General features: G+C 50.7%; 18 protein-coding genes. 8 read left to right on the plus strand and 10 right to left on the minus strand.

All coding sequences use genetic code 11. The annotated features are described in order from the left end of the window. The first annotated feature begins 51 nt into the window (after positions 1–51). Complete coding sequence (locus Pan161_RS11760) at positions 52–1,458, plus strand: aspartate aminotransferase family protein (RefSeq protein WP_145227002.1); 1,407 nt, start codon at positions 52–54, stop codon at positions 1,456–1,458. Between the two features lie 87 nt (positions 1,459–1,545). Here Pan161_RS11760 and Pan161_RS11765 read toward each other — a convergent pair whose 3' ends face one another. From Pan161_RS11765 to Pan161_RS11775, 3 genes are all read right to left on the minus strand, one after another. After that, positions 1,546–2,505, minus strand: a complete 960-nt coding sequence (locus tag Pan161_RS11765) for a tetratricopeptide repeat protein (RefSeq protein ID WP_197995837.1) — start codon at positions 2,503–2,505, stop codon at positions 1,546–1,548. Between the two features lie 227 nt (positions 2,506–2,732). Continuing rightward, positions 2,733–4,229 (minus strand): ATPase, encoded by a 1,497-nt coding sequence (locus Pan161_RS11770; RefSeq protein ID WP_145227005.1) that lies wholly within the window; start codon positions 4,227–4,229, stop codon positions 2,733–2,735. Between the two features lie 69 nt (positions 4,230–4,298). Next, positions 4,299–4,997, minus strand: coding sequence for a hypothetical protein (locus Pan161_RS11775; RefSeq protein WP_145227007.1), 699 nt, complete (start codon positions 4,995–4,997; stop codon positions 4,299–4,301). Between the two features lie 574 nt (positions 4,998–5,571). Between Pan161_RS11775 and Pan161_RS11780 the strand changes: the two genes are divergently transcribed. Both Pan161_RS11780 and thpR read left to right on the plus strand, forming a co-directional pair. Then, positions 5,572–8,055, plus strand: a complete 2,484-nt coding sequence (locus Pan161_RS11780; protein WP_145227009.1) for a Tex family protein — start codon at positions 5,572–5,574, stop codon at positions 8,053–8,055. A 45-nt stretch (positions 8,056–8,100) separates the two neighbouring features. Continuing rightward, positions 8,101–8,670: an RNA 2',3'-cyclic phosphodiesterase gene (gene thpR, locus Pan161_RS11785; RefSeq protein ID WP_145227011.1), complete on the plus strand. Its 570-nt coding sequence runs from the start codon at positions 8,101–8,103 to the stop codon at positions 8,668–8,670. Here the strand turns inward: thpR and Pan161_RS11790 are convergent. The 5 genes from Pan161_RS11790 to Pan161_RS11810 form a co-directional block, all read right to left on the minus strand. Further along, complete coding sequence (locus Pan161_RS11790; RefSeq protein WP_145227012.1) at positions 8,651–9,553, minus strand: DMT family transporter; 903 nt, start codon at positions 9,551–9,553, stop codon at positions 8,651–8,653. The two genes, thpR and Pan161_RS11790, sit on opposite strands and share 20 nt — an antisense overlap. Positions 9,554–9,586: 33 nt before the next feature. Continuing rightward, positions 9,587–10,327 carry a 1-(5-phosphoribosyl)-5-[(5-phosphoribosylamino)methylideneamino]imidazole-4-carboxamide isomerase gene (gene hisA / locus Pan161_RS11795; RefSeq protein ID WP_145227014.1) on the minus strand — a complete coding sequence of 247 codons (741 nt, stop codon included), beginning with the start codon at positions 10,325–10,327 and terminating at the stop codon, positions 9,587–9,589. Between the two features lie 36 nt (positions 10,328–10,363). Next, a complete protein-coding gene (gene hisH / locus Pan161_RS11800; RefSeq protein WP_145227016.1) occupies positions 10,364–10,969 on the minus strand; it encodes an imidazole glycerol phosphate synthase subunit HisH in 606 nt (201 codons plus the stop codon). A 219-nt stretch (positions 10,970–11,188) separates the two neighbouring features. Continuing rightward, positions 11,189–11,605 (minus strand): transposase, encoded by a 417-nt coding sequence (locus Pan161_RS11805; RefSeq protein ID WP_197995936.1) that lies wholly within the window; start codon positions 11,603–11,605, stop codon positions 11,189–11,191. Then, positions 11,602–12,039, minus strand: coding sequence for a transposase (locus Pan161_RS11810; protein ID WP_145226021.1), 438 nt, complete (start codon positions 12,037–12,039; stop codon positions 11,602–11,604). The genes Pan161_RS11805 and Pan161_RS11810 overlap by 4 nt, the downstream gene beginning before the upstream one ends. A gap of 158 nt (positions 12,040–12,197) precedes the next feature. On the opposite strand from Pan161_RS11810, the gene Pan161_RS11815 reads away from it, so the two are divergent. From Pan161_RS11815 to Pan161_RS11835, 5 genes are all read left to right on the plus strand, one after another. Beyond that, on the plus strand, positions 12,198–12,797 hold the full coding sequence (locus Pan161_RS11815; RefSeq protein WP_145227018.1) for a hypothetical protein: 600 nt from the start codon (positions 12,198–12,200) through the stop codon (positions 12,795–12,797). 122 nt (positions 12,798–12,919) lie between these two features. After that, positions 12,920–13,372 carry a hypothetical protein gene (locus Pan161_RS11820; RefSeq protein WP_145227020.1) on the plus strand — a complete coding sequence of 151 codons (453 nt, stop codon included), beginning with the start codon at positions 12,920–12,922 and terminating at the stop codon, positions 13,370–13,372. 373 nt (positions 13,373–13,745) lie between these two features. Then, entirely contained in the window at positions 13,746–15,113 is a 1,368-nt protein-coding gene (locus Pan161_RS11825) for an IS4 family transposase (protein ID WP_145227022.1), read from the plus strand. Between the two features lie 68 nt (positions 15,114–15,181). Beyond that, a complete protein-coding gene (locus Pan161_RS11830; protein ID WP_145227024.1) occupies positions 15,182–15,667 on the plus strand; it encodes a hypothetical protein in 486 nt (161 codons plus the stop codon). Positions 15,668–15,942: 275 nt separating this feature from the next. Continuing rightward, on the plus strand, positions 15,943–16,158 hold the full coding sequence (locus Pan161_RS11835) for a hypothetical protein (RefSeq protein WP_145227026.1): 216 nt from the start codon (positions 15,943–15,945) through the stop codon (positions 16,156–16,158). A 493-nt stretch (positions 16,159–16,651) separates the two neighbouring features. On the opposite strand, the gene Pan161_RS11840 is transcribed toward Pan161_RS11835, so the two are convergent. Both Pan161_RS11840 and Pan161_RS11845 read right to left on the minus strand, forming a co-directional pair. Then, positions 16,652–17,083, minus strand: a complete 432-nt coding sequence (locus tag Pan161_RS11840) for a carboxypeptidase-like regulatory domain-containing protein (protein ID WP_145227028.1) — start codon at positions 17,081–17,083, stop codon at positions 16,652–16,654. A gap of 160 nt (positions 17,084–17,243) precedes the next feature. Continuing rightward, positions 17,244–18,197, minus strand: a complete 954-nt coding sequence (locus Pan161_RS11845; protein WP_145227030.1) for a DUF1559 domain-containing protein — start codon at positions 18,195–18,197, stop codon at positions 17,244–17,246. Between the last annotated feature and the right edge of the window lie 850 nt (positions 18,198–19,047).

Genomic DNA, 19,047 nt, shown 5'->3' on the forward strand with positions numbered 1-19,047 from the left:
GATTCAATTTCAATCAAACTGTCCATTACCCGATTTGTAAAAGAGAAAATCATGACCACAGCCATTCATTTCGACAATGAAAAACAATCCAATGCCGTTCGCGACGATCTGTTCCAGACCGAACCGCTGGCACTGCGCACATTTACCCCCAGCCAGGCCGTACTGGCCAAATCCGCCGGCTGCTATCACTGGACTCCCGAAGGACGTCGTCTGTACGACTTTACATCGGGCGTCCTGGTGGCCAACCTGGGACACAATCCCCGTAACTGGATGAAACGCTTCAGCGAATACATGGGCTGGAAACCGGAACATGTGACTGGTGAAGGAGAAGGCGAGTACTTCGACGCTCTTACACTGACTGCCTATAACGCCGTCACACCGATTGAAACCGAAGCCAGCAAGCGACTGATTGCCAGCATTCAATCCTTCAAAGGTGGTAATCGCTGTGATAAAGTCATGTGGGCTGCCTCCGGTTCTGAAGCCGTCCAGAAAGCACTCTGGGCCTGTCTGCACCGTGATTCTGAGCGCGATATCATTCTGGCAACCCGCTATGGTTTCCACGGCAAAAAAGGTCTGGCCGGCGCTGTCACCGGTTCCGAAACCGACGCCGACCGTGATCCACGCGTCAAGTTTATCAGCTTTCCCCGCACGGAATGTGATGATATCAGCAAGGCTGAAGATACGCTTGACGTTTCTGTCTACCAGAAAGAACTGGAAGATCTGTGGACCGAATATGGGACACGAATCAACTGCCTGATTACCGAGCCTTACCTGGGTGGCGGGGGAAGTTATCATCCGCAGGTTGCGTATCATAAAGTGCTGCAGGATTTCTGCCGTGCCCATGATATCATGTTGATCCTGGATGAAGTGCAGGCCAACTTTGGTCGGACCGGCTGCATGTACGCTTTCGAAAAATATCAGATCGAACCAGATTTTGTCGTCCTGGGTAAAGGTCTGGGAAATGGTGTACCTGTCGCTGCTGCCGTTGGTCGTAACGACGTGATTGCCAGTCTGAAATACGGTGAAGCATCTGACACCTGGAGTGCCAACCCGCTCTCTTCTGCCGCCGTGCTGGCGACCCTGGATGAGTTCGAAGGGACGGATGTAATGGACAACACTCAGAAGCTGTCCCAACTGTATATCGATGGTCTCAATGAGTTAAAAGAAACCGGCATCATCGCCAAAGTGCGTGGTGAAGGCATGGTCTTCGGCATCGAGTGTGCCGAGCTGGGTGGCAAGACCAGCCAGGAAGTCGCCATTGAGCTGGTAAAGACCTGCTACCTGGGTGAAACAGACGGCGATGGCATTCACCTGCTGGGTGCATTGGCTGGAAACGTGTTACGCATCAGCCCGCCGATGACGATGACCGAAGCCGAAGCCGAAGCCTCGATCGCGCTGCTGAATCGCATGTGCGTCAAACTGGCCGAGCAGTTGCAGGGTGCGACAGCATCTGCCTGATGCCCCGTGTTAGTTGAAAAAATGAAACAGGCCCCGGATTCATTCGGGGCCTGTTTTTTTATGTGTGTTAACAAAGGCGTTCGTTGATTACAGCTGTCGCTGGTTGCGCCATTGTTCCCGTTGTTCGGGGGTCATATCAGGAGGTGGTTTCGCGGCGTTTGTGGTATTGCCTGAGGGGGAGACATGCGCGCCTCTCATACCGGCTGCCACTGCTGTATGATTCGTTTTGACAGCCGCTGTCTTTTTCGGTTTAGCCTGAGAATAAGAGGCCTGTTTTGCTCCCTGATTCAAACCGGCATTGGTATCTGAAGAGACACCCGCCAGCATCAGGCGGTTTTCTTTTTCGCGGCGGATTTCATCGAGCCAGTACTGAGCTTCATTGAATTCCGGCTTGAGCAGTACGGCCTGCAGGAACTGAGACTCACTGGCCTGCAGTTCTCCACGCTCTCTTAAGATGTAGCCGATGTTATAATGTGCTTCCGCTTCACCAACCGCACGAATCAGGTGAGGCATGGCTGCCTGGTATTCGCCGGCGGACGCCATTGCGATTCCCAGTTGATAACGAATGTTTTTGTCAGCGGGTGCCGCTTTGCTGGCTTCACCCAGCAGTGCGACTGCCTGATCCCATTTTTTCTCAGCAGCATAGAACTGACCAATGCTGGCACGCACCTGGGGATCTTTGGGAGACATCTCCAGTGCTTTCTGGAACCCTTTTTCGGCTTCCATTTTGCGACCGGCAACCTGATCCAGGCGGGCCAGTCCCAGCACGGCATCAACCGATTTGGGGTTCTCGCCCAGCGCGACTTCATAAGAAGAGCGAGCCGAATTCAGATCTCCCATTTTCTCCTGAAGCTGTCCGTGAGTCACATAGAACTTATCCGGATCTTTGAGTTTATTTTTCGCGACAGAGATCTTGTCTTTCAATGTCGTGGGAGCTTCGTCTGATTTCGCGACAAATTTATCCCGCATCGAGCTGCAGCCATTACATAAAAGTAAAGCACAGGTGATGCCAGCCATCCATGTCTGTTTGGTTAATAATCCGGACATATTCATTACCTCCATGAGGTCCACTTGCAAGACGTGATGTGAGAATTAATTAATTGACTCTCAAAAGAACACGTCTTTGGATTCTGCCAGTTCCGATCGCAGCGCACCTGTGGTATCGCGCAGATGATGTTGAATCGGTCATATTAGAAACGAGTGATCATGAGTGAATCAGGTTGCTTTATCAGCCCGGTCCATTTCAGGCTAATAAAGATATTCAGGAAAGGACTTTATAGTTGACAGAAGAAACGTTGCGCTGCTTCTGAAATTAATTGAGTGGATAGAATGGGTTTCTGTCCTTTAAATCGACAAATTGACTGAATAATCTCCAGTAAATCTCGCGGGTCACTCGACCTGGGTAATTTTCCCTGATTGTAGTAAGTGTCATACAGGTAACTTACAAAGACTGGGTCATATGCAATTTCACGTTGGCGGCAACAGAGCTTCGCAATCTCTGTGAACACATCTTGAGACGGCGCAGTGATTTCGATCTTATGACGGATACGTCTGAGGAAGGCTTCGTCGACCAGTTCCTTCGGATCAAGGTTGGTTGAGAAGACAATTAATTGTTCGAAGGGAACCGCAAATTTCTTACCGGTGGCCAGCGTCAGATAGTCGATCCGGTCTTCGAGCGGCATAATCCACCGGTTCAGCAGGTCTTTTGGACTGACGAGTTGTCTACCAAAGTCGTCGATCAGGAACACACCACCGTTGGCTTTGATATGCAGGGGCGCTGTATAGAAGTTGCTGACTTTGTTGTAACGCAGGTCCAGCATTTCCAGATTCAGTTCTCCCCCCGTAATCACAACCGGGCGTCTGATGCGTCGCCAGCGCAAGTCGGTTTCGGGTTTGGCCCAGTCCTTCATTTCCGGAATCCGGCTCCCCTTCTGCAGATCGGTGGGGGCCCGGTCCTGCAATTCCAGATCGTCAGTGGTCTGATGAATGGTCGGATCAAACAGCGTGATGATGCTGTTTTCCATCTGCAGCGCGTAGGGAATATAAATTTCTCCCCCCTGCCGATTCAGAAAACGCCCCAGCCCTTTGGCAATTAAGGTTTTACCGTTACCCGGAGGTCCATAAATAAAGATGGAACGTCCACTGCAGACCGCTGGTCCCAGTTCGTCGAGCAGTCCTTCACGAATGATAAAATCGGAAAAGGCAGCTTCGAGCCGCTCCGGAGTACAATCGATGCCAACCACGGTCTGGAGCGCACACTGCCTGACATACGCTTCTAAAGGCACTGGTGCCGGTCCGACATAACGGCATTGCTCGAATGCTTCCCGTGCACGAATCCGCCCCAGCTCGGTCAGATTGAAGCGGTACGAAGAACGACCGATCAGATTACCTGACGTGACTTCGATGCATTTATCATCTTTCAGAAACACCAGTGCGGTATCAATGATGGTGAACGGCAGGTGAGCACTGCGCGAGATTTCAATACCCAGCGCACTTCCCTGAAGATACAGCTGTTTCAACACCAGGTTGCACAACTGATTCAATGTCAGTCCCGATTGATCCAGCGTGTTTGGCGCGGGAATCGCATGATCCTGTTGTGCTGCAGCGGCTGGCGCAGGCACTTTCTTTTCCGGTCGCTTCCATTCCCCGTCCTGCTGAGTTCCGGGAAACAGATCACTATACAGATCTGTCAAATCATTTGCTTTATCATTTTCCCGGAATCCCTGCCCGGAGGCATCTTGTGATTCATCTTCACCAGGGCGATCAATCATGATGGCAGTTTACGTTCAAGCTAGCTTGTTGTGAGAAAAAAATCGAAACCGGCAGAAAGCAGCTCAACCTTAATTACTTCCATTGGCTGCGGAACCGCCACCTGTCGTATACTGAATCCGAGGAGCCAGAATCGAACCCACGTAGGCACGGTATTTCATATCTTCTTCACGTGCCGGACGTCCGTATGTCTGGCTGACCCGTAACATGGCGGAAGGAATATTCTGTCCATCAGACATCTCGCTGGCTGCATACTGGACATTGGCCAGTCGTTCCTGACTGGAGATGGAACTGTTGGCAGTCTGCACGAAAATCATGCGACGCTCTTCGGGTGCATGTTCCATGATCCAGCGCAGATGCAGTAAGCCGGCTTGTGTCAACTTGTTACCATCTTTGTCAAAGTGGTAAGCGTACAACGTATTCTGATCAGTCCAGCCGTTGTGAATCTGTCGATCCATGATGTCTGCTACGTAAGCACGGTCTTGACAGGTATAGGGGTAAGGCCAGTAGTGGGCATGGTGGTAGCGGTTCCAGAAATGCTGTTTCGGTCCGGTGGGCCGGGGGTAGGGAGGCCAGAGTTCTCCGAATTTGTATTTCTGGCGGGAGCCCACAGGTCGCGAGGCGCGTTCTGCCCATTTTGCTTCTTTGGAATTATCTTCCGAACAGGTGGCACTGGACCAGGGCCAGCCCGCTTCTGCTGTCACGCCATTCATCAGGCTAACTGCAAAAACGATAAGTAGATACGATTGCATTTTGACGGCAGTAGCCATGCCATCTCCCCCCTGTATTGATCGTGCAGGAATCGCCAGACCCTTCACGAAAGATTGTTTTGCGCAATACCAGAACAGATCTGTGTTGCGACAGTCCTTTGTGAATTTATCGGCAGGCGACAGGTCTGGTCCTGACGAGAAAAACGATTCTACCGGGAGAATAAGAGAGATAATTTACAGCTGGTATCGCGGTGAAATCCCTGGTTCGCCTTGTGATGCAGTGGTTGCATGCAGCGTCTGCTTCCACCATCCGGGAAGGAATCCAGTCGCCTGCGTGACAGCGCATCACGGGCACTCTCTTTGAAAAGAGAGTGAATAAACTCAGCCCTGCCGGACAGGGCTGCCGCTCACTCTATTTTCATTTGCCTGAGCCTGTTAAACTGACGTCACTACCACTACACTTTCGAGAGTCGGGACAGAAGCGATCCTGTCTCTGGCACGTGTGTCGTAGCATAACCATTTCTATTTTTTCTCAAAACAGTTATTCTAAAGTAACTGAAAAGTAGATCCTGTAACTTATCATATTTCCAGACTCAGTTTTCGGCACCTGTGTCCGAAACGAATCGAGATCGAAATGGATGCGGTTGAGATACAAGCAAATGATTCCAGCGCCCGCTTCTCTGAACGAGACGCAGAGCAGATTGCGTCGGAACTGAATCTCACATCACAACAGATCCTGAATGTCATTGCGCTGCTGGATGAAGGAAACACCGTTCCCTTCATTACCCGCTATCGCAAGGAGCGTACCGGCAATCTGGATGAAGTGCAGATTCGCGACATCCAGAAGCGCGTGCAGTTCAAACGTCAGATCTGGGAACGCGCCTCGACCATCCTGCGACTGATTGAAGCTCAACAACAGCTGACTCCCGAACTCAAAGCAGAGATCGAAAAAGCAGATACACTCAAACGACTGGAAGACCTGTATCGCCCTTATCGCCCCAAGCGAACCTCGCGTGCCGCGACGGCGCGTAAACATGGATTTGAACCACTGGCCAACGCGATCTGGGTCGGCGATGCCCGCATCCAAAATCTGACGAACGCCGCGCTGCAATATACCAAGGCCGAAGACGGCGCCCGCACCACCGAAGATGTGCTCAAAGGGGCCGCCGACATCCTCGTCGAAAAAATCGGCGAAGATCCCGACGTGCGTGAGATCTCACGAAAGATCGCCTGGCGCTCCGGCAAACTGACTGTGAATGCCACCAAAAAAGCAGAAGAGTCCGGACAGGAATATCGCGATTACTTCAACTACTCGGAACAGGTCGTCAAAGTTCCCCACCACCGCACGATGGCGTTGAATCGCGGCGAAAAAGCGGGCGCGTTACGGGTTCGCTTTGAATGGGCCGACGATTCCGCCTGTCTGTCAATTACCCGCCACCTGAATCTCAACGGGCATCGCTTCCACGAATTTCTGACCGAAGTCATTTACGACGCACTCTCGCGACTGATCCAGCCCAGTCTCGACCGCGAGATCCGTCGGGAACTGACAGAAAAAGCAGAAAAACATGCCGTCTCCGTTTTCGCGCAGAACCTGAAAAACCTGCTGCTGCAACCTCCCCTGCAGGGCCAGCGGATTCTGGCCATTGACCCCGGTTTACGCACGGGCTGCAAGCTGGCAGTCCTTGATGAGCTGGGATACTGCGTCGCGAACGACCTGGTGTATGTAACCGGTTCGGCTGACAAAAAAGAATTCGCCCGCAAAAAACTGGCCGAAGTCATGACCGAACATCAGTGTCAACTGGTGGCGATCGGTAATGGAACCGCCTGTCGTGAAACAGAAGAGATTATCACCGAGATGATCGAGCAGGACCTGCCCGAGGCCCGCTATCTGATTGTGAACGAAGCAGGTGCCAGCATCTATTCCGCCAGCCCGGTCGCACGCGAAGAGTTTCCGGAACTGGACGCAACGATTCGCGGTACGATTTCCATTGGCCGCCGCCTGCAGGACCCGTTGAGTGAGCTGGTGAAAATCGACCCTCAGCATCTGGGAGTCGGCATGTATCAGCACGACGTCAATTCCAAGCGGCTTAAAGAGTCGCTGGATGAAGTCATCGAATCGTGCGTGAATTATGTCGGCGTGAATTTGAATACCGCCAGTGCCTCGCTGCTGCGTCACGTATCCGGCATGAACCAGTTAATCGCCCGCCGGATTACCGAATGGCGCGAAAAACATGGTTCGTTCCAAAGTCGCAAGCAGTTGCTGGATGTCGCCGGAGTGGGTGAAGCAACATTTACCCAGGCCGCTGGCTTCCTGAAAATCGATCAGGGAAGTGAACCGCTGGATTCGACGTGGATTCATCCTGAAAGTTACGAACAGGCTTATAAAGTATTCGAGCAACTGGAACTCCCCCCCGACAGCCTGAAGACGTCGGCCCAGGATCGTGCTTCGATTATTGAAAAAGTCGGACAGATCGACAAAGGAGGCCTGAGCAAGAATCTGAAAATCGGTCTGCCGACACTGGAAGACATTCTGGAAGCGATCGTCCGTCCGCGTCGCGACCCCCGTGCTGATTTACCCGGGCCGATTTTCAAACAGGGTGTGCTCAAGCTGGAACAACTGACAGAAGGCATGGAACTGCAGGGTACGGTGCTCAACGTGGTCGACTTCGGCGCATTCGTGGATGTGGGCTTGAAAGACAGCGCCCTGATTCATGTCAGCGAGATGGCAAACCACTTCATCGAAAATCCTTACCAGTTTGTCTCCGTCGGTGATGTGATCACGGCGTGGGTCCTGGGTGTGGATCTGGAACGCCGCCGCGTCTCATTGACGTTAATCAGACCGGGCACAGATCGTCAGCCGAAAAAAGCACAACGTCCCAAACCTGCTGAAAAACCAGCGGCAGCGGAGGCAGCAAAGCCGGCAACAGCGCCTGCCCAAAAAACATCGAGCAGCGGAAACAACACAGGTCACCAGCAGAATAAGCCGCCGCATCAAAAACGTAAACGATCTGGTAAAAAAGTTCCGCCTGCCAAACTCACCGATGAAATGAAAACCGGAGATCAGCCCCTGCAGGGCTTTGATCAATTAAAAGCACTTTGGAACCAGAAGAAGAAATAGAATTCTCTCATTTCTTCGGATCTGACGATTCTCCCGAGAACTATCATGCACACCAATCAACGCACGCGAACTTTTATCGCCGTTCCCATTCAGCCCCCCCGTGGTCTGAAAAAATTAATGCCCCGCCTGGAAAAGCTGGCCCCGGCTGTCAAAACCATTGATGTCGAGCAGATGCATATCACACTGAAGTTTCTCGGACCGACGGAGCTGGAAGACATCATGCCCGTCAGCAGGATTCTGAAAAACATGCGCGACCGCTTCAAGCGGATCAAACTGGCCTTCAAAGGGCTGGGCGCGTTTCCCCGCGAAGATCATCCGAACGTCATCTGGGCCGGCATCTCGGACGCCACCGCGCTGATGGAAATGGTCGAATTCCTGGAAGAAGAAACCGAGAAGCTCGGCTACCCTCGTGAGCGGAAAGACTTTCATCCCCATCTGACTCTGGCTCGCGTCAAAGCCAAACCCTCCGAAGATCTGTTCGATATCCTGCGGGACCGCAAGAACGCTGAATGGGGTGAAGTCACCGTGGACACGATCAAGTTTTTCCAGTCGGAACTAAAAACGCCACAGGCCCGCTATCACGAAATGCAGACGGTCAAACTGCCTCAGCGTTGATCGGCTTCGGCAGTGGTTTGGGTCGGAAGAACAGGAACCGGACCAGCAGCCCCAGTATGATCAGCGCACAGCCGATGAGCGTATGCAGGGAGACAGTCTCGCCCCAGAAGAGCCAGACCCAGATCGGGTTCAAAATCGGTTCGGTCAACACCAGCAGCGCCGCTTCCTGCGACTTGACGGTTTTGACCGCATGCGAAAAGACGACATAAGGCGTTCCCATCTGCACGACGCCCAGCAGCGCGATCAGAAACAACTGCAGCCAGGTCAATGAAATTCCGAGCGCCATCACCCAGGGCGCGACGACCGCTGCGGAGACCAGCAGACTGAGTGCCACCAGCCAGGCCGGATGCTCATCACGCAACACGCGAAAGAAAATCACCACCAGCGCATAGGAAATGCCGCTGAGCAGCGCAATCAGGTTGCCGGCGAAGTTTTCGCCCGACCAGTCGCCGGCGACAATACAGAAGATACCCACCAGCACAATGAACATGGCTAGCAGAGAACCCGCTTCAATGTGTTCTTTCAAAAACAGAAAGCCAAACAGCATGGCCCAGACCACGCTGGTATTCTGCAGAAAGATCGCAGCGGCTGCCGAGGTTTTTGTCATCGCGGTCACGAACAGGAAGTTCATCGACGCGAAGGCGATCAACAGGGGAATCAGAGCGGGACGCCAGCGGACGTATTTGAATTTCACGAACGGGAGCAGAAACAGCCCGGCGAAAAACGCACGATAACAGGCAAGGATCAGCCCGCGGTCGGCTTCGGGAATCGACTGAAACGGTGGGGACTTGATGAACACGCCACTCAGGCTCCAGAGCACGGATGCCAGCAGCACCAGCAACCGCGCCCGGAACAGTTTTGCCTGGTCATCGTCTTCGGTCATAACCTGTGTTCCGGTCCTGCTCTGCGGGAAGTTTTATGAACCGGCGGCTGCGATGGCGGCGGGAACTTCGATGGTTCCCTCGTACAAGGCGCGACCGATAATCGCTCCCACCAGTTTGGGTTGTGTGCGGCTGACTTCTGCCAGGCGCGAAACATCCTTCAGCGTTGTCACGCCGCCGGACGCGATCACGGGCAGACCGAGTTCGGCCAGTGAGATCATATCCTGAATCGTCGCTTCATCCACGCCCTGCATCATGCCGTCATTGGCGATGTTAGTGTAGATAACCGCCGCCAGTTCGACGCCGACATATTCTTTGGCCAGATCGATGGCGGACGTTTCGGAGACATCTAGCCAGCCTTCAGTGGCAACTTTGGAGTCGCGGGCATCCAGTCCCAGTGCCAGCCGATTCGGATAACGTTGCACCATCTGTTTGAACCACTGCGGATCTTTGAGTGCCTGGGTGCCGACGATTACGCGGTCGATACCCACATCATCCAGCATGAGTTGTATGGATGCTTCATCGCGGATGCCGCCCCCCATCTGACAGGGAACCGAAACGGCTTCCACAATCTTGCGGACGACTTCATGGTTCACAGGCTGCCCGGCTTTAGCACCGTCGAGGTCGACCAGATGCAGACGTGAAGCGCCGCCGTCGGCCCAGCGACGGGCCATTTCGGTCGGATCATCGCCGAACACGGTTTCCTGTCCGTAATCGCCTTGTCGCAGACGCACGCATTTGCCTCCCCGGATATCGATGGCGGGCAGTATTTCCATAACTGAGCTGACTTTCTTTTCGCTGATGTGGTGGTTTTAAAAGGAAGCAAAATTCTGCAGGAGTTTGAGTCCCGCGTTCTGACTTTTTTCGGGGTGAAACTGAGAGGCGACAATGTTATCGCGGGCGACCATCGAAGCAAAGCGACAACCGTATTCGGTATAGGCGGCGACATCTTCGGGATTGTCAGGAGCCACATAATAGCTGTGTACAAAATAGAAATGTTCGTGAGCAGGAATGCCTGCCAGGATCGGGTGTTCGGCCGTGCGTTCGATCTGGTTCCAGCCCATGTGGGGGATCTTCAGACCGGGTTGATCTTCGAAGCGAACGACCTTGCCGGGAATGAGACCCAGCCCCTCATATTCGCCGTCTTCATAGCTGACATCAAACAGCAGCTGCAGCCCCAGGCAGATACCCAGAAAGGGTTTGCCGGACTGCGCATGTTCCAGAATCGGTTCGACCAGCGACTGATCTTTGAGTGCCTGAATCGCATCGCGAAAGGCACCGACGCCGGGCAGAATCAGTTTGGAGGCCTTGGCAATTTTATCCGGATCGGCACAGATGACTGCTTCCGCCCCGACCTTCTCAAAGGCCTTCTGGACGCTCCGCAGATTTCCCATTCCATAATCGACAATTGTAATCATAGTGGTTTCTAAATTAAGGTCTCTATTTTCATCGCACAGTGACGCTGAACTGACACATCTGACACAGCAAAGTTCAGTACGTGCGACCGATTCTAGTCTCTCAACCCGTTTTTGTGAATGATGCCCGCAAAAATGGCCGATTCAACGGTTTTTATGGCAGTTCGGTCTGTGTTGCATGTTTTTTCTATAGACGCCAGCCCTGGTGAATTTCGGTTGACACTAGAGGTGGTCCGAAAACCGTTTAATAATGGTGAACAGGCAGGCCAGCTTTACAAAGCCTGTGTAAAGGTGATTGTGGTACTCCCATCGTGTCACCACTCGCCGATAATTATGTAACCAGGAGATCGTCCTCTCAACAATCCAACGTCGCTTGTAACGTCGGAGCTTGCGACCATCTTGGCTTTTCTGCTTTCGGTTTTTGATGTCCCGGTGGGGACAAATAAAATCGATATTCTGCTCAGCCAAACAGTCTCGCAATTTTTGTGAATCTCCCGCTTTATCGTAAATCAATCGCTGAGGATGTCGTTTTTTCAATGTCATTTTTGCAATCAACGGTTCGACCAGAATTGCTTCATTACGGTTGGCTGATTCCGTCTCGACTGCTAGGGGAATCCCCTGGGCGTCCACGCAAATCATAATCTTAGTTCCTTTGCCACGGCGTGTCGGTCCAACCTGTTTACCCCTTTTTTTGCCGAAGCAAATGTGCCATCGGCAAAGGTTTCTGTCAGGTCTAATATCTCCGATTCTTCCAAGGCTCTCAATAATCGTTCTAATGCTTGATCGAACAGACCTGACTCCGACCATTCCTTCAAACGGTCGTGACAGGTCGATTTTGGAGGATACCTCTCTGGTAAATCTTTCCAGCGGGCTCCTGTCCGAAGTATCCACATTATACCATTGAAACAGGCTCTGGGTTTTGCTTTGGGACGTCCACCCTGGGGCGCCGGAGGTTCCCAAGGGAATAAATCCTCAATTAAACTCCATTGTTTATCGGTTAATTCTACAGTTGGGTCCGTCCTGGATCCCGTGTCGACGAGCCGGCTTAGCTCTGTACGGGATCGTGTGGGCATGATAAAGCCTCCTTTCAGAGAGCAGAATCATGCAAATCTCAGGCCAGACTGTTCACCCTTTTCTTAGTTTTCGGATACCCTCTATACAAAATACTGGTAGATTGAGACGGAGTTATATTTTTGTCTTTCAATTGTTATCCCAACTCGATCGCCCTCAAATGAAGCCAAACGAAACACCATTCTCGACTGCAGCACCCCCAAAAGATGTTCCGTATCCACCAGATGGCTCCTTCAACTGGCTTCGGTCAACCGCTACTCATGATGAATGGGCAATCGGCGACCGCGCAGGATCGAATCTACCATCCCAACTCAAGGCTCTTACTGCTTCAGCCGAGGCAAATGGATTAACACTACCTTCTATCTTCACCAGATTCATGGCAGATCCAATACTCCACAAACATTTGCGATCTGCGAGTGGTGACTACCTTCGGCTGGCAGATTCGGTACTTCCTTTTGCCAACGGCTATCTGATTCGATTTCTTTCCGACCAACAGGAATGTGCCCACTGGTATTTGTTCGTCAACTCCACCGGTTCTGACCATTGTGTTGTGTCATCGTATGAATACTTTGATGCTGACGAAATGGACTACGAACTCGACGAATTGAAAGAGACTGACTTCCAGTTCTGGACTGAATCATTCGAATTGTTTTTCTGTCGATATTGGATCGAACACGAGGTTATGTTTTCTCAGAATGATGAGACCCCACTTCCGAATATCGATCCACAAATACTTATGTTGTACACAAACAGCGGATAACCAATGGATGAACCGGCGTGCCGATTGGTTTGTTGTTTAGAATTAAGGGAAGAATCTGAAAAGGGTCCAGGAACCGATTGTCTGGTCTGGCTGATGCCCACAGTATGTCACAAAGAGCGAACATGAAAACGCGAGCCGAGTATGATGCGAATCTGAAACAACTGGTGGGTTTCGCTATTGAGCGTGTGGTCTATTTCGAACTCGACTATCAGGATGGCAGGCAATACTTCCGTGACTATCCCGAGACCGGCCATTTTCTGGATTTCGGAGTCGAGCTGATTGACGCCACGGGACGAACTGTGTGCCTCACCTGGGATAGCACTTTTTTTCAATACGGAATGGGCGTGTATGTTGATATCTCGTCTGCTGACGTGCTTGCGGGACTCTCATACGATGTGACGAACGATCCGGAATGGACGCCATTTCTTCGGCGGAAAATCGTCGCTGTCGAGAGCTACTGGACAGGGATCTTCGACAGCATGGCCCCGACGCCACGGAGGCTTCTTATCCACAAGACATACGAATTACCTTCGATAACAATCGCAGTCTCTATCTTTCGGCGTCCCAGTTTCTGAATGATTCCGATGAACTCTTCGGCATGTCGGACAATGTGCTGATTGTCTTCCACGACGAAGTAGCACAGAAACACAAACTGGGACCATGGCAGTTGAATAACTGAGACTCAAAGTGCATATCGTTCTCCGAGAAGCAGTCTTCCATTCGCTATGGTTGTGAATTCAGCATATGCCAATTGATCACAATCAAAAACCCGGGTAGATTGGGGTGGAATCCATATTGTTCACGAAAGAGTTTCGAGATTCAAACCGGGGCTAAGGCCTAATGGCACTTACTTTAAATTAAGTTGGTTACCCCTGCCGTTTGGTATGGGATTTGCGCAGATTTTTATTCTTGAAAATAGGCCGCCAATTTGACAGGAGTAATCACGCTGTGAAACAATCACCGGAACAGATTCTTGAATTCGATCGTGCCTTCGAACAACTTAAAGAATTGGTGGACTTACGCCAAGCCGATCAACTGCATCCCAGGCGACCCAATGCAATCTATACCGCCTGCGTTGTGCTGTGGATGCTGATTTTTCAACGACTCAAACCAGATGCTTCACTCGAAGCAGCGGTGAAGCATCTGATTGAAAATCAACCTGGCTACCTTCCTGAAAACAAACGATTAAGCCAGGGAACACTCTCGTCCAACAGTGCAGCATACAGCCGAGCTCGCAGCGAACTACCGTTGGATGTTGTGAAATGGTTTTCCAATGAAATCACTCGTGCCATCGTCGGGCAATCTGAACCCCTGCTGGACGGTCGTCAAATTTTTTTACTCGATGGAACCACGATCACATTAGCACCGGAAAAAGAATTACAAACGAAATATCCACCTGCCTCCAATCAGCACGGCGAAAGTGTCTGGCCCGTTGTCAATCTGACCGTTTTTCATGAGCTCAGTAGTGGTTGTGCCTTGCTGCCACAGTTGGGGGCCATGTATGGACCTGAAGCGGTTTCAGAAACGGAACTTGCCCGAAATGGCATGCACTGCCTGCCAGACGAATCGATCATCATGGCTGATGCAGGATTTGGGATCTTTGGTGTTGCTCACCAGGCACAACTCCTGGGGCATGATTTTTTTCTACGTATGAAGAAGTTAAACTTTGACTCGCTTCGAGCCAAAGCAAAACTTGTATCGCAAAGCCCAAAACATAAGACCTATCAACACCAGTGGACTCCGACCCCCAAAAACCGTAGAACACAACCCGGGCTCCCCAGGGACGCTTCGCTGGCTGTTGTTTTGCACGAAATCATCGTCAATGAAACCTTGACGCTTTATTGCGTTACCAGCCTGCCGCAAGACGCTGCCACCTTAAGTAACCTCTACAATCAAAGGGTCAATGTCGAAGTTGATATTCGTAACTTGAAGGTCGTATTAGACACCGAGAACATTCGCGCCAAGAAGGTAGACACGTTTTTGAAAGAGCTGTATACGTCAGTGGTTGCCTACAATTTAGTTGGTCAATTCCGCAGACAGGCGGCTGAACTGAATCAGGTTGCTCCACGGCGGATGAGCTTTAAGCGAACCTGGACAACATTCCAAACGTTTCTCTTAAGACACCTGCACACTGAGCCTGAATTATGGCGTAAATGCTTCGAGCGAGCCCTGTTCTACGCGACCAAAGATAAACTTCCGAATCGCGCTGCCAACCGAAGCGTAAAAAGAGAATGCTACCCCAAACGTTCGAAGAGAGACCATTTCGAAAAAAGAAAAAAACCTCCAGAAAAATTGAAACACACTGATCTGAAGTAAGTGCCATTAGGCTAAGGCCCTGCGGCTAATGATTACTAATGCCTGACGTCTGATATGGTGGGATAGTGATGCATGATCAACCGCTGGCTTATTTCATTACGTTTACTGTTTACGGTACCTTCCTGCAGGGAGACTGGCGACTGTGGCGGTCTCGTGGCAAAGGCTCTCAGCCAGCTCAGCCGCCACTGGAACAGTGGCACCGCGACCGGCTCAAACATGACATCATTCTGCTCGGCAAACAGCAACGATCCGCAGTGGAAAATGAAACAGCACGCCTGTGCCATTTTCGAGAATGGAAACTCTGGACTGCCAACGCCCGCAGCAATCATGTCCACGTTGTTGTTTCCGTTTCAGCACAGGCTGGTGACAAGGTCCGAGATCAAATCAAAGCCAACTGCACACGAGTCCTGCGACAAGATTGGCCTGTTTTCATTGATCGACCTGTCTGGACCGTCGGCGGCGACTGGCAATGTATCAATTCAGAAAACGAACTGGAACAGGCAGTAATATACGCGGGCGAAGTTCAGGATCGAAAAGACAGAGATCATCAGTAACAATTAGAAATATTAGCCGCACGGCGTTAGCCGCGGTTAGCGCTGATTGGTGATAGAGCGGCCCTCACGTATAAAATTACCGAACAGGCAGCAGACTAATCATTCTCAATCGAATAGGGACCACTCTATGAAACGCGACAGGAGTCTGCTCCGTGAACTGGCTTTTGTTTTAAGAGAGCGATTGCGCGCTGCCTTAACCAGACGACTGATAGCATTTCTATTTTTGACAGTCTTTTAGTCATCATTGTCCAACCGGGGCTAAGGCCCTGCGGCTAATGGTCTCTCACTGGCATTGTTCTGAGAACATCATCAGCTGGTCTTTTCGTATCCAGCTACATCGCATTGCCGGCGGTCGAGGCTGTAGTCCAGGCGTTTTGAAAATTGAAGCCGTCGGCGGTGACTGGCTATGTATCAATTCAGAAAACGAACTGGAACAGGTCATCCTGTATGCGTCAGAAGCCCAGGATCGAAAAGCCAGAGACTCCCAATAACAATTAGAAAAATCAGCCGCACGGCGTTAGCCGCGGTTAGCGCTGATTGGTGATAGAGCGGCCCTCATGTATAAAATTACCGAACAGGCAGCAGACTAATCATTCTCAATCGAATAGGGACCACTCTATGAAACGCGACAGGAGTCTGCTCCGTGAACTGGCTTTTGTTTTAAGAGAGCGATTGCGCGCTGCCTTAATCAGACGCCTGATAGCATTTCTATTTTTGACAGTCTTTTAGTCATCATTGTCCAACCGGGGCTAAGGCCCTGCGGCTAATGGTCTCTCACTGACATTGTCCTGATCACATCGTCCGGCTGCCTTGTTTACATCGCATTTCCAGCGAACGGGAGAACCCGACGCTGTCCGACATGTAGTCCACGTTATCTTTTCGCCATCATATTCTGGACGTTATTCTTACGCCGGTTCGATACTCTCTATGGTTTTCTCACCATGAAAAAACCGCCTCTCATCGAAAATGAGAGACGGACTTTGCTTATTTCTTTTTTCCCTTAAGATCAAAATCGATCTCGTTCTCCCCCTCTTTGACGGTAGCCGTTAAGGTACTTGCAGTTCCATACGAATCAGGAACAAGACTTTCCTGAGGCAATTCGGGATCATCTCCATAGTGAAACACACGGACGATATAATCGCCGATAGCTGCACCGGAAGTGTCGCCATACATGAGTGTGAATTTACCCTCTCCGTCTGTGCCTCCTGAAGCAGAAACGGCTTGAAATTTAGGTTCAAAAATTACCGATGCTCCTGATACTGGCTTACCGTCGATGGTGACAGTGCCACTGACTTGAGCTAACGGAGGAATTTCTCTACCAGACCCACAACCAACAACAAAGAAAATCATTATTAATACGACCCAGGCATCGCGAAGGATCGTCTTACTAAAAAGCAAATTATAAAGTGAGCTCATTATTGGGTCCCTTAAACTCGTTCTCAATGATAAAAGAATGGTTCAGAGAACGAGTCTTCCAGTGAAGAAAAATTAATAATCTGTCAGGTCGATTTTAAGCCGCTATAAAATCATTAAAAATAAGTTTAAGAACTCTCAAGTGGAATGATGATTTCCACCATTAAAATTCTGAAACGATTTCTCCTCCGTCAATACTGACTAAGGCCCTGACAGTTGCTAAATCAATATTTTCACTGATGAAGCGAACAGCACCATCCCCCATCAGGATATGCATACCGCCAACATGCGCGCTGCCAGCACGGAAAGCATAAACGTAATCGTAGTGGGTAGTCCCACTCACATGATTTACATTGATCCCATATGCACCAGGTGCAATTCCTTGAGTGTAAGACCATTGGTTCCATAAGGGGCCATAGCTGGTACTGGTCTTGCGCAGAGGAGTTTCACACATGAACATCGTGTTACTGGTACCGTCTTTGATATGACTGATAATCGCAGCGCCATTGGTACCAAAAGCACCTTTAGCTGCTGTATTGCTCGAAGTATAATTCACCCTGAAGTTGTTGTCATAAGTGTGCACGGCAAACGCGTAGCTCGTTCGTTTCCCGTTGATTCTGGCATAAGCTCCTGATGCAACATTGGGAACAGGATTGGGCACGTCACTGGGACAGACAAATACCGGCAATTCGACATCCGTGTTTGTCGGGTTGGTATTTCCAGTCATGTCCGGATTACTGCCGGAGTAACTTGAAGGTCCCATGGGAATGCTGAAATTCAACTTGTTATAGATATTCGCCTGATCCAAAAACGGAAGAAGCAACAGGTGCCCGGTGATATTACGGATCGACGATGCCGCCGTGGACCCGTGTATCGCTGCCGTGTCTGTCACTCCCGGCATAACGACTTTTGGTGGCAGAACACCATGAGTATCATGGTAGTTATGAATTGCCAGGCCGATTTGTTTCAAGTTATTTTTGCAGGTACTCCTGCGAGCTGCTTCACGCGCCTGCTGCACAGCCGGTAACAACAGGGCAATTAAAATGGCAATGATGGCAATGACCACCAGCAATTCGATCAGAGTAAATCCCCGTTTACGCTTCAGAGAATGAGACATGAAAAACTCCTTAAAAAATAAAATAAATTTTTGATGAACTACAAGAGTTCTATAATTTCTGCCTTAAAATCCTCCACGGATGCATGAATTGAGCGCTGGAGGCAGAACAGATAAATCTAGATTAAAGGAGATATGTAAAACTTATTAAAATACTGCAAAATCGGTGCCACATTACCAGCGATACCAATTGTCATGCCATTCCAGAGATTTTGGCGCGCGTTCTCGCTCCTGGGAATTGATCGCTGCTTTCGGCAACAAAACGCAGGGGCTCCACGCCTCAACGTGAAATCAGAACAGGAGGCTACGTCGCGTTGCCGGCGATCCAGGCTGTGGTCCAGGCGTTTTGGAAGTTGAAGCCGCCGGTGATGCCGTCGATGTCTCAATGGTGCCAGGATTCGAGACCAAATCAAAGCCAACTGCACACGAGTCCTGCGGCACGGTTGGCCTGTTTTCATTGATCGACCCGTCTGGACCGTCGGCGGCGACTGGCAATGTATCAATTCCGAAAATGAACTGGAACAGGTCATCCTGTATGCGTCAGAAGCCCAGGATCGAAAAACCAGAGACATCCAATAACAATTAGAAAAATCAGCCGCACGGCGTTAGCCACGGTTAGCGTCGATTGGTAACAGGGCGGCCCTCACGTATAAAATTACCGAACAGGCAGCAGACTAATCATTCTCAATCGAATAGGGACCACTCTATGAAACGCGACAGGAGTCTGCTCCGTGAACTGGCTTTTGTTTTAAGAGAGCGATTGCGCGCTGCCTTAATCAGACGACTGATAGCATTTCTAATTTTGACAGTCTTTTAGTCATCATTGACCAACCGGGGCTAACGCCCTGCGGCT

The sequence above is a fragment of the Gimesia algae genome, assembly GCF_007746795.1.
Classification (GTDB): Bacteria; Planctomycetota; Planctomycetia; order Planctomycetales; family Planctomycetaceae; genus Gimesia; species Gimesia algae.

Excerpts from the sequence above, each read along its gene's own strand:
- Pan161_RS11845 (WP_145227030.1), bottom strand. The coding sequence starts at position 18,197 with ATGTCTCATTCTCTGAAGCGTAAACGGGGATTTACTCTGATCGAATTG.
- Pan161_RS11775 (WP_145227007.1), bottom strand. The coding sequence starts at position 4,997 with ATGGCTACTGCCGTCAAAATGCAATCGTATCTACTTATCGTTTTTGCA.
- Pan161_RS11820 (WP_145227020.1), top strand. The coding sequence starts at position 12,920 with ATGAAAACGCGAGCCGAGTATGATGCGAATCTGAAACAACTGGTGGGT.
- Pan161_RS11760 (WP_145227002.1), top strand. The coding sequence starts at position 52 with ATGACCACAGCCATTCATTTCGACAATGAAAAACAATCCAATGCCGTT.
- Pan161_RS11840 (WP_145227028.1), bottom strand. The coding sequence starts at position 17,083 with ATGAGCTCACTTTATAATTTGCTTTTTAGTAAGACGATCCTTCGCGAT.
- Pan161_RS11765 (WP_197995837.1), bottom strand. The coding sequence starts at position 2,505 with ATGTCCGGATTATTAACCAAACAGACATGGATGGCTGGCATCACCTGT.
- Pan161_RS11780 (WP_145227009.1), top strand. The coding sequence starts at position 5,572 with ATGGATGCGGTTGAGATACAAGCAAATGATTCCAGCGCCCGCTTCTCT.
- hisH (WP_145227016.1), bottom strand. The coding sequence starts at position 10,969 with ATGATTACAATTGTCGATTATGGAATGGGAAATCTGCGGAGCGTCCAG.
- Pan161_RS11810 (WP_145226021.1), bottom strand. The coding sequence starts at position 12,039 with ATGCCCACACGATCCCGTACAGAGCTAAGCCGGCTCGTCGACACGGGA.
- Pan161_RS11815 (WP_145227018.1), top strand. The coding sequence starts at position 12,198 with ATGAAGCCAAACGAAACACCATTCTCGACTGCAGCACCCCCAAAAGAT.
- Pan161_RS11770 (WP_145227005.1), bottom strand. The coding sequence starts at position 4,229 with ATGATTGATCGCCCTGGTGAAGATGAATCACAAGATGCCTCCGGGCAG.
- Pan161_RS11835 (WP_145227026.1), top strand. The coding sequence starts at position 15,943 with ATGGTCTCTCACTGGCATTGTTCTGAGAACATCATCAGCTGGTCTTTT.
- Pan161_RS11830 (WP_145227024.1), top strand. The coding sequence starts at position 15,182 with ATGCATGATCAACCGCTGGCTTATTTCATTACGTTTACTGTTTACGGT.
- hisA (WP_145227014.1), bottom strand. The coding sequence starts at position 10,327 with ATGGAAATACTGCCCGCCATCGATATCCGGGGAGGCAAATGCGTGCGT.
- thpR (WP_145227011.1), top strand. The coding sequence starts at position 8,101 with ATGCACACCAATCAACGCACGCGAACTTTTATCGCCGTTCCCATTCAG.
- Pan161_RS11790 (WP_145227012.1), bottom strand. The coding sequence starts at position 9,553 with ATGACCGAAGACGATGACCAGGCAAAACTGTTCCGGGCGCGGTTGCTG.
- Pan161_RS11805 (WP_197995936.1), bottom strand. The coding sequence starts at position 11,605 with ATGATTTGCGTGGACGCCCAGGGGATTCCCCTAGCAGTCGAGACGGAA.